This window comes from Jeotgalibaca arthritidis, from assembly GCF_011100465.1.
Lineage (GTDB): Bacteria > Bacillota > Bacilli > Lactobacillales > Aerococcaceae > Jeotgalibaca > Jeotgalibaca arthritidis.
On record NZ_CP049740.1, the window covers coordinates 825076 to 839877 of the forward strand.

General features: G+C 38.9%; 11 protein-coding genes. 1 reads left to right on the plus strand and 10 read right to left on the minus strand.

Features of this window, described 5'->3' with window-relative positions; genetic code table 11:
* The first annotated feature begins 6 nt into the window (after positions 1-6).
* A complete protein-coding gene (locus G7057_RS04100) occupies positions 7-990 on the plus strand; it encodes a LacI family DNA-binding transcriptional regulator (protein ID WP_076768281.1) in 984 nt (327 codons plus the stop codon).
* Positions 991-1873: 883 nt separating this feature from the next.
* Here G7057_RS04100 and G7057_RS04105 read toward each other — a convergent pair.
* The 10 genes from G7057_RS04105 to yycF form a co-directional block, all read right to left on the minus strand.
* Positions 1874-3742, minus strand: coding sequence for an ABC transporter ATP-binding protein (locus G7057_RS04105; protein WP_166161553.1), 1869 nt, complete (start codon positions 3740-3742; stop codon positions 1874-1876).
* Positions 3720-5546: an ABC transporter ATP-binding protein gene (locus tag G7057_RS04110; RefSeq protein WP_166161555.1), complete on the minus strand. Its 1827-nt coding sequence runs from the start codon at positions 5544-5546 to the stop codon at positions 3720-3722. Before G7057_RS04110 ends, G7057_RS04105 begins: the two co-directional genes overlap by 23 nt.
* A gap of 85 nt (positions 5547-5631) precedes the next feature.
* The gene (locus G7057_RS04115) at positions 5632-6357 is read right to left on the minus strand and encodes a sensor histidine kinase (RefSeq protein ID WP_227004655.1); all 726 of its coding nucleotides are present in this window, start codon (positions 6355-6357) and stop codon (positions 5632-5634) included.
* A complete protein-coding gene (locus G7057_RS04120) occupies positions 6354-7076 on the minus strand; it encodes a LytR/AlgR family response regulator transcription factor (protein ID WP_166161557.1) in 723 nt (240 codons plus the stop codon). Before G7057_RS04120 ends, G7057_RS04115 begins: the two co-directional genes overlap by 4 nt.
* A gap of 159 nt (positions 7077-7235) precedes the next feature.
* Positions 7236-8606, minus strand: a complete 1371-nt coding sequence (locus G7057_RS04125) for a S1C family serine protease (RefSeq protein WP_166161560.1) — start codon at positions 8604-8606, stop codon at positions 7236-7238.
* A gap of 150 nt (positions 8607-8756) precedes the next feature.
* Entirely contained in the window at positions 8757-9533 is a 777-nt protein-coding gene (locus G7057_RS04130) for an MBL fold metallo-hydrolase (RefSeq protein ID WP_166164066.1), read from the minus strand.
* A 302-nt stretch (positions 9534-9835) separates the two neighbouring features.
* Entirely contained in the window at positions 9836-10810 is a 975-nt protein-coding gene (locus tag G7057_RS04135) for a two-component system regulatory protein YycI (RefSeq protein WP_166161562.1), read from the minus strand.
* Complete coding sequence (locus G7057_RS04140; protein WP_166161564.1) at positions 10800-12119, minus strand: YycH family regulatory protein; 1320 nt, start codon at positions 12117-12119, stop codon at positions 10800-10802. Before G7057_RS04140 ends, G7057_RS04135 begins: the two co-directional genes overlap by 11 nt.
* The gene (gene walK / locus G7057_RS04145) at positions 12116-13969 is read right to left on the minus strand and encodes a cell wall metabolism sensor histidine kinase WalK (protein ID WP_166161566.1); all 1854 of its coding nucleotides are present in this window, start codon (positions 13967-13969) and stop codon (positions 12116-12118) included. The genes G7057_RS04140 and walK overlap by 4 nt, the downstream gene beginning before the upstream one ends.
* A 6-nt stretch (positions 13970-13975) precedes the next feature.
* Complete coding sequence (gene yycF, locus G7057_RS04150; RefSeq protein WP_166161568.1) at positions 13976-14683, minus strand: response regulator YycF; 708 nt, start codon at positions 14681-14683, stop codon at positions 13976-13978.
* Positions 14684-14802 lie beyond the last annotated feature (119 nt).

A 14802-nucleotide genomic window follows, 5' to 3' on the forward strand; every position in this document is an offset into this window, starting at 1 on the left:
AAATCAATGACAATCAAGTTAACAGACGTGGCAAAAAAAGCTGGTGTCTCTCCAACTACCGTCTCACGTGTGATTAATAATTACGGTTCACTCAGCCAAAAAACGATTGATAAAGTCCAAGCCGCTATGAAAGAATTAAATTATCAACCGAATTCCTTGGCACGCTCTTTGCAAGGAAAGAATACTCAATTAATCGGTTTAATTTTTCCTACTGTTGCCAATCCATTTTATGGAGAGTTAGTTGAAAAAATTGAAACCAAACTTTTTGAATTAGGTTATAAAACGATTCTATGCGACAGTGCAAATAATAAAGAAAAAGAACGAAGCTACATTAACATGCTTTCTGCTAACAAAGTAGATGGAATCATTGCTGGTGCTCATAATTTAGGCATTACAGAATATGAAAATATTGGACTGCCGATTGTTTCTTTTGACCGTTATCTTGCAGACGGAATTCCAATTATCGGTAGTGATAATTTTCGCGGAGGCTATTTAGCTACAGAGAACCTTTATCTCCATGGCGCTCGTAAAATAGCGATTTTGACAGGTAGTCAAGAGTCAGACTCTCCTACAAACCAGCGATTAAATGGATATTTATCATTTTTAGAAGAAAAAAATATAGATTCCCATATTTTTCAGTTCCATACAAAAGCGCGATCAACAATCCTTAAAAATCTTGAAATCAAACGTATTCTAGAGACAGAAGATATTGACAGTATCTTCTGTACAGATGACCTTACTGCTATCCTTGTCTATAATCTCTGCCAAGAATTGGATATCAATGTTCCTGAAGAAATGAAAATTATTGGCTATGATGGCACGAAGTTTATTCAGAATTACTTTCCATACTTATCAACAATCGCTCAACCGATAAGTGATTTCGCTGATTTACTAGTGGACCTGTTACTTCAACGAATCCAATCGCCTGATAAACCTTTAGCGAACAATTACGAGCTAGCTGTTAAATTAATCCAAGGAAAAACTTCTTAAAAATCTTGAGTTCAATTCAATTGTGAATTGAACTCTTTTTTTGCGAAAAAAGATTCTCTGTCAAATAAAGTTAGTGTGCTTAAAAGTATTGGCTTTACAATTTTTGATACGAATGGATTTGCTTGCTTTGTTAAGAGCCCGGAGAAGACCATCTGAATAGCTCGATTTGTCCCAACTTTGTTTTTTATCAGATAAAGATACCGATTAAAGTGGACACTTTCCTTGATAAAAATAACTTATCAGCTAAAGTCTTCTTTTTTACAACCCTCTTTCCTTGATAAATAATTCCTATCTTCCTAGTTGGGTTATGCACAGCATTTCAAATATATTTTCAGCCTTGATTTTAATGTTTACATTTAAGTAATTCGCATTTTCCATGAGTCTACAACAAGCACTCTTTGAAAGATGCGTTTTTTGGAATTATCTCTTTATTTTTTCTCTCTATTTCGTTTTTCTTTCTTAATTTTAGAAGTTATCCCAAGTATTGACACTCATATCACAGCTTATCCACAAAAGTTATCCACATGTACACATGTTCGCTCCCATATTTAGTGCTTTTTGAATTGTTAAGACTAAATGTAGGTTTTGTAAAAAAATTGTTAACTGGACAATTCGCCTACTTATCAACACAACAGATTCACAATTAAAATCCTTATTTAGATGCTTTTGTAGTCTTTTTTTCACAATCACATTAAAGTTATCCCCACAAACTGTGGATAAGTGTGGATAAGTCTCTATCTAAAAAAGGACGGTTTAACACCTTTCTTCTGACTTATCGACAAGAGATTTATTTTTCCCCAGTTTTTATCCACAATTTTTGACTTTCATCTTTATTTCCAAAAAAAGAGCGCCGAGATAAGCTCGACGCTTTAGTTGATCTTCATTAAATCACTATTTCTTGAACTTGGCCTGTTTCATCTTTTTGATAATATTGGGCTTGTGCCTGCCACAAGTCATAATATTTCCCTTCGGATTGGCGAACAAGCTCTTGATGGGAACCTAATTGAACCAATCTACCTTCGTCAAAAACAGCAATGCTATCACAGAAACGACAACTGGATAATCGGTGAGAAATATAAATAGTTGTTCGACTGCCCGTTACATCCGCAAAGCGTGTATACATTTCATATTCAGACAAGGGATCTAAGGCTGCTGTTGGCTCGTCTAAAATAACGATCGGTGCTTGTTTATAAATAGCTCTCGCCATTGCAATTTTTTGTGCTTCGCCACCGGATACCTCAATCCCATTTTCATCGTATTCTTTGTATAGATAGGTTTTGAGGCCATCCTTCAATGAAGCAAGTCGTTTAGAGAAACCAGAATGGTTTAGAGAAGTCACGATGCGGTCTTCATCTATCTCGCTACTTGCAGCGACATTCTCCCCTAACTTAAAGCCGTATAAATGGAAATCCTGGAAAACAACCGATAGTAACGACAAATATTCTTGCTCATTGTATTTTCGAATATCAATGCCATTGAGTAGAATTTGCCCTTCTGTTGGGTCATACAAGCGACAAATCAGTTTGATAAAGGTTGTCTTTCCAGATCCATTCATCCCCACAATCGCTAACTTTTCGCCGGCAGATAAACTGAGATTGATATCTTTTAAAATAAATTGATCGGTGCCTGGGTATTTAAAGGAAACATTTCTTGCTTCTAGTGTGTACTGATTGTCTAAGCGTTTTTCAACAGGGAGTGTCCCTTGGTGGCGCGTACTCTTCATGTCTAAGAAATCAAATAATTGTTCTAGCCCAACTGAATTATTAATAAATTCGGTTAGTTTTTCTAAGAAGGCTGGCATTTCACGAATTAACAAGCTTGAAGCGCCTGTATATTGGATGACAGCGCCCGTTGAAATTGCGCCGTTTAAGGTTTTGCCTATAATCCATAGGTAAGTGAATGACAGAATCAAATAGGATAAAACAACTGAAATGACGCTAACTCTGTTCACCGTTTGATTGATGTCACCCATGGTTTTTTCCACTTGATATTCACTTTTTTTGAAAAAAGAGTCATAAATCGGGCCTTGATGGTACATTCTAATTTCTTTTCCTGACCTGAAATTATTGAGAATGGGATAAATGGCACCCATTAAATTGTTAATTTGAACGCCATCTTGAATAAAGTTATTAAATCGTTCAAGCGACCATTTGTTAACGTATAGCACAATCATAATAAAGCCAATAAGACTTAAAAAGAACAAGACGATCAACCATGGTGAATCGACATTGATAAAAAAGCGTTGGATCGTTGACTGTGATCGGATTAAAGGGATGATGAATAGCAGACCAATTAAAATGGTAATGGTGTGTTTAACCATATCCTTGGTCGAGCCAAACAGGCGAAACATCCCGATACCACCCGTCATTTCGTTCATTCGAATGCTACTTAGTTTCTCTTGAACAGCGATATCTTCAACAAATTGGTAGTCCATATGAATCATCTTTTTATTCAATAGCATTTCTTTTTTGTCCATCGCACGGTAAATTAAACTCTCTCTGGTGTGAGCTAAGCCATTAGCGATGGCTGAGACGACAAAATTAATCAGTAAGGCTGCCACAACATAAGCCAGCAAGCGCTGATTAAACTGGCCGGTCATAAGTAAGTCTAAAATTCGGCTTGTAAAAAAGAATGGTAGGAAAGGAATGATTGCTTCTAGCGCTCCCTGTGACACACTTACCCACAGTAATTTGGGTTCTAATTGATGCATAAGCGCAATTCCTTTTTTATTAAGCAGTAGTGATTGAGTCATTTACTTTTCCCTCCCATTCTTCTTGATAGTATTGACTTTGGACTTGGTACATATCTGCATATTTTCCTTTTTTAGCTAGTAGCTCTTGGTGGCTGCCCTCTTCATAAATACTGCCGTTTTCTAGATACACAATCCGGTCACAGAACCGCGTTGAAGAAAGGCGATGTGAAATAAAGAGAGATGTTTTATTTTGAGAAATAGCGTTATAAGCCAAGTAAATCTCATTTTCAGCAACAGGATCAAGCGCAGCTGTTGGCTCATCCAAAATCAAAACGGGTGATTGTTTGTACAACGCACGAGCGAGCTGTAGTCGTTGCTTTTGACCGCCTGATAAATCAACAGCTTTTGGATGGACGCGCTTCACTAGTGGCGTTTTCCCGCCTAATGGTAATTTAGCCAAAATCTCCGCCATACCAGCTTGCTCGACAGCTTCTTCATAAGATAGACTATATTTTGTTTTCGCTTGTTGGATCGTTTCTTCAATCGTAATCGGTAGTTCAAAATAATCCTGAAATACAGCTGAAAAAAGATCGAGGTAGCTGTCTTGATCAAACTCTTGTTGCGGAATGCCATTGATTAGTATTTCCCCAGAAGTCGGTTGGTACAAACCGCATAACATCATAATAATAGTTGTTTTACCTGCGCCATTCACACCGACTAAGCCTACTTTTTCGCCTGCTGTAATTTTTAGGTTCAAATCATGAATGGTATCGCGGTCGGCATTAGGATAACGGTAGCAAACCTGACGAAATTCAATGTCAATCGGCAAGCTTAAATCATCTGTCTTACGGTCGCCAGTCGATTGAACTAAATCTAGCTCCATAAAATCACGGTAGTCTTGAACTTCACTGCTAAGATGGCGAAAGTCCGCTAAGTCAATAAACAAGCCATTTGTCCACTGTGAGATGCTAGCAATAATCCCAATGTAAAAGGAAAAACTAGCGACAGACAAACTGCCATCAATCACTTGATTAATCAATAACCAATAAGCTAATGCGTCACGAATCATGCCAAATAAAGAGGATAATAGCGTTCCCTTAAATTGACGTTTCACTAACTGACTCATCAGTGAAAAACGAGCCGCATAAATCCGTTGAAACTCATCCTCAAACCAACTTTCCATATGAAACAGTCGCATATCTTTAACTGCTTTAAAATCACCTGTATGGTCTACAAGGTATTTGGTTTTCTTTGATAAAGGTGCTTGTTGGCGTCTAATTGATTCTGATAGGCGGTTAGTGCCTAAACTATAGCCGTACATTAGGAGCGAGAAAATCGTGATAACCGCAATAATGAGCGGATGAAGTTGCCCAATTAAATAGCCATAAATAAGCAATCCTAAACTATCTCTTAAAAAATGATAGGATACCGTAAATATTTTTTGGAAAGCACCATTATTATTCTGAGTAGGCTCGCCTGCCTTTTGAAGCTTACTGATATTTTCAGGTTGCTCTAATTTTTGGAAAGGCAAATACAATAACTTGCGACTAAGTCCCATCATGTTCGAAACTCGAAACATGTTCCCGCCTGAATTTTCATAATTGCTCATCGTCTCTGAAATAATCATACAAACAGCCGTTAAAGCAAGTAAGGCGTAAAAAATAAGTTGTGCCTGATTCCAGCTTTGGTTACCACTGACAATCGAAATGATTAGGGCAATAGTTGCTGATGTTAATAGTGGCAGTAACATATCGGCAATAGCTCTCAAAACGAAGCTAATAATATGTTTAGGCCCTTCCCGCCACATTTTTTTATATAAGTAAGTCACATTTTGTAAAACAGAATATGTTTGTGTTTCTTCCATTTCTCTCACCTCTGCTATAGTTTACCAACAATTCTCGCTTAAATTAAAAAATGACCTTGAACGGTCATTTTTTGGGTATGAGTGGTTAAAGGGGTAAAAGAATCTCTGTCGCAAACACGCCTTCTTCATGCTGGCGATTGACATAACCGTTATATTTTTTCGCTGTTTGATCAATTCTCTTTAAGCCAAAACCGTGCTCTTTACCTGTTTTTGTTGTTGAATAACCACCAGCTATTTTTTTCAACACTTGATTCATACTATTGGTAACAGAAATATAGAGTTGCTGTTTCATCACCGTAATATAAACCCGGATAAAGCGTTCGTCCGCATCTTCAATGGTCAAACAGCCTTCTATCGCATTGGACAGCAAATTACCAATCAACACCCCTAAATCCACATTACTAACAGCTAAATTTGAAGGGATTTCGGCAGTGACATTTAATTGAATGTCGCGCGCTTCAGCGAGGGATAACTTACTATTTAAAATCGCATCTGCCATAACGTTGCCCGTACGAATGGATAAATCAATAGTTACTAGATCTTCATCCAAATCAGCTAAATAATTCTCCAATTGGGGTAATTGATCTAGTTCTAAATAGGCCTTCATCGACTGGATATGATTCTTATAGTCGTGGCGCCAGCCCCTCATCTGCCGATAAATATTTTCAACTTCTTCTGCATGCTGTTTAAGCATATCGGTTTGCGTTTCGACCAACTGCTCTTGGCGTTTTTTCTGAAGAAAATAAAGGGTTATCGTTAATACAATCAGGAGCACAACAAGTAGCATTAAAATAAGTTCTATTTTAGTCATTGGGCATCCTTCCTAAAGTAAGAAATGAAGGCTTGAGCCACGTCTTTTGAGTTCCTTCTCGAAATCGGAATGACCAGCTCATTAGCCATGATTACTTCTGACTTTTTTACACGTTCAATATGCTGGCAGTTAATTAGCCAGTTTCGGTTTGTTTGAATAAATTGCTTGTTGTCTAACTGCTTCATAAAATCCTGCATACTTGTTTTAAGGCTATAAGTGCTAGTTGTGGTGGTTATGACTAGTTCTTTACCGACGATTTCTGCACAAATTAGGCTAGATAGTGGGAGTTTTACTTGTTCATCCTCAATCGGTAAAATGATAACCGCTTCTTCCTTGGGGATGGTCGTCAGCACCCGATCCAATACGGCATAAAGCTGGTCTTTTTTGACGGGTTTAATTAAAAAGTCGCTAGCAGAAACACGGTAGCCTTCGCCGATACGTTCTGTCATTCCGGTAATAAAGACAATTTTTAATTGGTCTACTGTCTCGCGAATTTTTTCGGCTAAAGCAACACCATCCAGCTCTTCCATTTGAATATCGAGAAAAAGTAAATCGACAGCCTTATTTTCTGCGTATTCAAATAAAAATGCTTCCGCACTTTCAAAAATAGGTAAATGAAACTGAATACCACGCTCGGCCGCATAGTCTGCTAATATTTTTTGAATAAATTTGGCTTGAATCAACTCATTCTCACAAATCGCCAATGTATATGTCTGCAAAATGGTCACCTCTTTCTATTATTATAATGAACTAGGCTGATTTTTGACATGACTATTTTTAAATAGTAGATACAGCTCATTTTTACGAGCTGTATCGCACATGAGGCATAAAAAATAAGCAGGCTGAGTGTATCTCAACCTGCTTATTGAATCCTTTAATTAAAGTCGGGCTTGTCCATCGGTCAGGGTGACATCCAGTGTCTGCAATTCGCCATCTCGGTAGAAGGAAATGCTGACTGTGCTACCAACTTCTAAACTATAGAGAACTTTTCTCAGCTCAACCATGTTATTAACTTCTTCGCCGGCAATCTCAACAATAATATCGTATTGCTCAATCCCTGCTGCTTCTGCGGCAGAAACTGGTTGAACATCAGCAACGACAACACCTGACGTCACGTCAGCTGGCACTTTCAGAATAGCTTGTTGTTGAGAAACAGAAACTTGCGTCAAGTCTAGCATGCTAACACCTAGAACAGGACGGATGACTTCACCATGTTGTTCCAACTCGCTAATAATATGAACAACATCATTACTTGGAATGGCAAAGCCCATTCCTTCAACATTGGAATCAGCAATCTTCATTGAGTTGATTCCAATGACTTGTCCGGTAATGTTAATCAAGGCACCACCAGAGTTCCCTGGGTTAATGGATGCATCGGTTTGAATAGCTGTTACGTCCCAATCGACTACGCCGTCGCCGTCAATATCCGTTTCAACCGTCCGTTCTGTTGCAGAAATAATCCCTTGTGTAACCGATGTTGCAAATTCTGTTCCGAGTGGTGAACCAATCGCAATAGCTGGCTCGCCAACATTCAAGTTATCAGAGTTTCCGAACTCAGCAAGCACGCCAATATCTTCAGCTGGAATCGTCAAAACAGCCAAGTCAGTCCAGACGTCGCTACCGACTACTTGGGCTTCTTTTTTAGTACCATCTTTCATCATGACTTCGAGTGCGTCGGCACCATCAATCACGTGATTATTAGTTACCACATAGGCCAAATCGCCTTCAACTTTGTAGACAACCCCACTACCTGTTCCATTAGTCACCAGGTCACTTTCAGCTGTTTCAGATTGTGGAATCGTAAAACCAAATAAATTGCCTGAACTTTCGACCAAATTAATAACCGATACAACCGCTTCTTGAACAGTCTCTACTGCTTGTGTCGTACCTGTTTGCACATCCACATTAATGGTAGTTGTTTTAACGCCCGTCTCTTCATCAACGATCGTTGTCGATTCTGTGGGTGTTTGCCCAGTTTGATTAAGGTCTACAATGCCACTGCCTACTAGTACGCCCGTACCCAGTAACGCAACTGTAGCTCCCCCAATTAACCCTCCAAAAATACCACTTTTAATGGTGGACTGTTTTTTTATCTTTGGCTCTTGTTGCGGTTGACGACTGGTTTGTTGCTGTCTCATTCGCTCTCTCCTTTCCTCTTTTTTATCTGTCACTTCTTCAAATTCTGCTTCTTGTTCTTCCGTTCTAAATACATCTTCTGGATCTTTGTTTTCCCATTCATTCTTGTCCATATGCTCACATCCTCTTAGTTATCTTCTCAAAGAAATTATAGATTTTCTTTTTGAAAAAAATATGAAGAATTTAGGTATTTTTATTCTCTCTTACCTCTTATTATAGCAAAAAAGCAGGAGTTAGGCCTATTAGGAGCCTCTCCTGCTTGCTTACACTGTAAAAAGTTCTGTTGGTTGGTCTGGATCTGTATCGTAAACGTGAAAAGCCTCGTTGACACCCAGGCCTTTTGAACCTAGAATACCAACTGCCGTTTCGTGTGCCAACTGTTTAATATTATTATCACGGCTCAGGTGACCAAGGTAAATCCGTTTGGTCTTATCCCCCAGCATTTCTGCCACCGCAAGTGCACCGTCATCATTCGATAAGTGACCTTCATCTCCGAGTATACGTTGTTTGAGGGACCATGGATACCTTCCCATGCGAAGGAGTTCCAAATCATGATTGCTTTCAATCAAGTAAGCGTCAGCGTTACGTAATAATGCTCGCAAACGATCACTGACATAACCTGTATCGGTCAGCATGGCAAACTGTTTGTTTTCATAATGGAATGAATAAAATTGAGGCGCTGCTGCATCATGAGAGACGCCAAAGCTTTGAATATCAACGTCACCGAGTGTCATAACTTCGCCCATTTCAAAGATATGCTTTTGTTCGACTTTTATTTTCCCAACTGCATCTGGCATGGCGCGCCAAGTGGCTTCATTGGCATAGATATCAATATCATATTTTCGTGCTAAAACACCTAGGCCGTGAACGTGGTCGCGGTGTTCATGTGTCACTAAAATACTATCGACATCAGCCAGGTCTCGTCCAATCCCTGCCATCAGTTGTTGAATTTTTTTACCGCTTAATCCGCAGTCAACGAGTATTTTTCTTTCTGGTGTTTCAATATAAGTGCAGTTGCCCGAACTACCACTAGCCAACATACTCACACGAAATTGATTTGTTTGATCTAACTCTATCACTTACATTCCCTCCAATGTCTTCACTAGTTTAACGCATCTGAAGAGAAAAATCAGTAAGAAGATCTTAATTCTTAAGAAAAGCGGACAAGTCCGCCTTGGCCTATGAAAAAATAGGAAATTTGACCCTGAATGAGCAGCGAAGCGCGCAATGGGGCAAATTTATCTTTTTTTCAGTAGGCCAGGACTTGGGAGCTAGACATTGATGGCTGAACTTATAATCCCCCTAGTCTATAAAAAAAAGAGGCCTCTCAGCCTCTCCTTCTTTATTCATCTCTTTCAATATAAACCCGTTCGTTTGCTGCTTCCACATCAATCATGGTTTCATTCATAAAGGCTTCAATGGCTTTTAAATTCTGGAATCCATCTGCCACGTCTGCCTCCGACACCTCTGCTCCATTTGAGCTTTGAGAAGCTGGATCGGCTTCAGGTTCTACCATAACAGGCGCAGTAATCACACTTCCCGTTAAAGCATCCACACGTTTGATTTGAATCGGTATATTTTCACGGACAATCTCTACATACCACATTGGGCTGTAAATATTCATGTCATTCAAATTTAAGGTTTGGAAATAAGATAAGGTAATATTAGTCACCTTAGAATTATTCGGAATCTGATTGTTCAAATAGAGCGATTCAATCGCTGCCTTTTCTGAAATAACAGTCCGGTCCTTCCCTTGTGCTTCTGAAGCACCAACATGTGTCTGGTCATAGGAACTCACTTCACCATCTGAATTAATGTAGAAAATCAATGAAGCTGTCCCATCTGTAATGGGAATGTTGTTATGCTTTTGCACAAAAATAATCCGTTGGTTGATTGGTTGGTAAGAAAAATACGTATACTCTTCAGCCTTTAAAACATTACCATCTGACATAAATTTCAACAGAGGGGCTAGTTTGTCTAGTATCGTTCCTGCACCAGCCATATCTAACTCAATGGCTTCGGTCAGCACACTGATTAGCTTGCCATCTTCCATTTGAGTCGTCTGATTAGACAAATTTTTCATGTTTTCTTCTAAATAATTATCTTTTTCGGTTTTGATGACGGGTATTTGCTGCTGCACATTGCTGAGTTCATCGGCTTGGATACTATCATTCCGCATCCCTTCTTCCAAGTTTACCGAGGTACTGGGATCACCGAAATTAAGCTCATCGTTTTTTTCCAGTAAAACGGTAATTAAATAGATATTTAAAATAGAGAAAACGATGATTAAGGTGGTTTGTATTCGTTTATAATCCAACGTTTTCACCTTCCTCTAACGACTTCAGCCACGCATCAACTGTCCGCCAAGTATCATTCATTTTGACATACCAGGCGGGCGTTAATTCGGCAATCCGACTACTTTCCTCACTGCTCTTCCACCCGTAACCTACACGGACTGATTGGATGTCATTAAATAGGTAGCCTGCCTTTGTCAAACGATCAATAACATCAACGCCACTAGGTAACACAACTAACTCTTCTCGGTCTTCTAAAGGTGTTTGAATCACTTCAGTTGGATATTGAATTTCAACAGGACGCGTATTAGACATCGTTATTCTAATTAAACCACGGTCAGAGCTATTCATAATCGGATAACCATTCATATAGCGGTAGTAAGTAATCTCACCACTTTCTTCATCATAGCCATTAAAATAAGTGACACGTGTCCACGTATCAATAAATTTTAAGGCATGGAAACTGTCACGAATCTGTTGGTATGAGGAGCTCTCCACTTGATCCAAGCTATTTCTCAAATAAGAGAGAATACCGGTTTCCTTATGAATTTGTAGCTTGGAAATATTATCACTGTAAGCTGTATAAAATTCACTACTGTCATCCCGCAACTCAGTCGTATCATCAAATAACTCGTTAATGAAAAAACTGTTGGGCTGCTTTTCAACAAGATAAACAATGCGTTTTAATTCAAAGGAATCACGCGGTAAGAATTTAATGCCATTTTCAAAACCAAAGGCATCTGCTAAAGCAAAGGAATTTTTATTTTCCATATAAATAGCAACTAAATCATCCATCGCTGTTTCAGGTCTTCTAGCTGTATACACATGTTTATTGTGGTCATCTACTAAATAAATTGATTCCGATTTATCAGTAGGAATCAAAATCCGGGAAATGGTTTCACCATACATATCTTCAGATAGATTTTCAAAATAACGGGAAATTAATCCCAAAAGAATTGAAGCAGGAAACTTAATTTCAACTTTATTTAGCTCTAACACCAATTCACGGAACAGCTCATCAGAATAAACTGATTCAAAACGCGGGCTGCTCATTTTCCATTTGGCTAAAAAGTCATTGGCTTGACCGACCACTGTTTCATTTTGTGTGATAAAGGTACTCGAGCTCGTATGAACCAACATTTGATAAGGGGCGAAAATATCTTCAATATTTTTTACCGATGTTGCGGTTGAGGTTGATAGTTGAGTCGTGCTAATCGTCTGCATACTCGAATTATTAGATGGCACACTGAGTATTCGCCACGTTAAAATCAAACTCAACACAACCATACCATACAGGAGGATTGTCACTCGATTTGATTCAGTTTGTTTCATTCCCACTCCTCCTCATCGTCAAATGATTCATACGGCAAGGAAATAAAGAAGGTTGACCCTTTATTTTCCACACTCGTTGCCCAAATACGGCCACCATGGAGACCAAGAACTTCTCTAGAAATAGCCAATCCTAAACCAGTTCCTCCCATTGACCGAGCACGCGCCTTATCAACCCGATAGAAGCGTTCAAAGATGTGGTTCAAGTCTTTAGGTGGAATACCCATTCCTTCATCCGTCACGCTAAGAACAACACTGTTATGGGTTTCCATCAACCGACAGGTCACAGAGCCACCGTCTGGCGAATATTTAATGGCATTATTCATAATATTATCAATCACTTGTGTTATTTTATCTTGGTCAATCTCTACCCACAATGTCCGTTGGGTAAAGTCTCTAACAATTTTATAGTTCTTCTCTCGGTAAGCTTCAGATAGCAACATCATGTCAAAGCGGTCCAAAATATGCGTAAAGAGGTCGTTCATACTTACGTATTCTAGCTCTAGCTGCATATTTCCTTGGTCCATTCTGGATAGATGAAGTAAATCGGTTACCATCCGAATCATCCGGTCGGTTTCAGTTGAAATAACTTGCAGGAAGTTCGGCGCCACATCTTCATCTTTCCAAAAACCATCTTGCAAGGCTTCCGTATAACTCTTTACACTGGTTAGTGGTGTCCGCAGTTCATGAGAAACATTGGATACGAAGTTACGACGTTCTTGTTCCACTTTTTCTTGCTCGGTAATATCCGTTAGAACGCAGACTAAGCCGCTAATAAAGCCTGTTTCACGCTGGATAATGGAGAATTCACCTTGGAGGATACTCTCATCTTTCTCTTCTTCTTCAGGAATATGAAGAATGAGTTCTTCCTTAGTTTCTAGTAATTGACGGAAAGTAAACTCCCTTCCTAATTTCAATACCTTCATAATTGACTTACCGACAGCATCTTCTTGGGGCAAGCCTAGCAATTCCGATGCACGATTATTAATAATCATAACCTTACCACGACGATCAGTTGCAATAACCCCATCAGACATATGTTTCAAAACACTATCCAAGCGTTGACGTTCTGATTCGGTTGTTTCTTGGGCATCCCTTACCTTTAAGGACAAGTCATTAATGGTATCTGCCAACTGACCCAACTCGTCATCTCCGTAAATGCGAACCTTGCCCGAATAATCACCTTGAGCAATACTCATGGTTTGGCTTCTCATTTCTGAAATAGGTTTGGTAATCCCTCTCGATATAACAAAGGCCAAGGTAATGGTAATAGCAATAGCAAAGAAGGAGGCATTTAAGAAAATGGTCACGACATCACGAATTTGTGAGTAGACCGTTTCAATATTTGATTCCATCATAACAACACCAATAATTTCACCAGAGTTACTGGATGAGAAAATTGGTGAAACATTTTTTAATACTCGGCTGTTTTTATCTTCATCCAAGTATTGGTATTTACGATTACTTTCCAACAAGAGTGCTTGTTGAACATCACGGTCAGTTGACTTTAGGCCCACCACCGCTTGTCTCGTCTGGTCATTTGTACCCAAAATATAACCTTGATCATCAACGACTTGAATTTCCAAAAAATCCCCACCGATATAATCACGCAGGATATTTTGGATTAAACTCTCCGTTGTATCTTGGTCTTCATCCTCCAAGATTGGTGTTAGCGAGTTTTCCAAAAAACGGATATTCAAACTCATCTGATTATCAAAGTTATTAATCAATTCTGTTTCGAGCTGGCGAATAAAATACGCCCCAATAATTTGTAAAGATACCAATAGCAGAAAAATAAACAGCATTGGTATCTTAAAGTGAATGGATTGAAACCATTTAATTTTTTTATTCATGTTTTATTACTCCTGGTCTGGATTTTTCAAGAAGTAACCTACTCCTCTACGAGTAATCAACCATGTTGGATGACTTGGTGTATCTTCAATTTTTTCACGAAGACGACGAACGGTTACATCAACTGTACGAACGTCACCAAAGTAGTCATAACCCCAAACCGTTTGAAGTAAATGTTCGCGTGTCATCACTTGACCAATATGTTTGGCAAGGTAATGTAATAATTCAAACTCACGGTGGGTCAGTTCAATTTCTTCGCCACGTTTAGAAACAACATAGGCGTCCTCATGAATGGTGATCGCACCAATGTGAATGTCATTGCTTTTTTCTTCTTCTGGTTCAACAACTGGTGCTGCACTAACACGACGCAAGTTCGCTTTTACACGAGCAACAAGCTCACGGTTTGAGAAAGGTTTTGTGATGTAATCATCTGCCCCTAATTCTAGGCCAAGAACTTTATCAATTTCCGAGTCTTTTGCAGTCAGCATAATAATCGGCACTTCGCTTGTCTTTCTAATTTGACGGCATACTTCTAGGCCATCCATCTTCGGTAACATTAAATCTAATAGAATTAAATCGGGATTTACTTCCGCAAACTTCTCAACGGCTTCTTCTCCGTCAAATGCGGTATGAACTTCAAAGCCATCTTTGGCAAGATTGAAGTTGATAATATCTGAAATTGGCTTTTCGTCATCTACTACTAATATCTTTTTCATAAGCTTTTTATCTCCTTAAAGGGTTTACTCGACCTTTATATTCTCTCTAATTATACATGGGAAAATTAACAAGTGCAAAGCCCTTTTTGAAAGCGCTACAATCGCTTGAGTGGAAACTG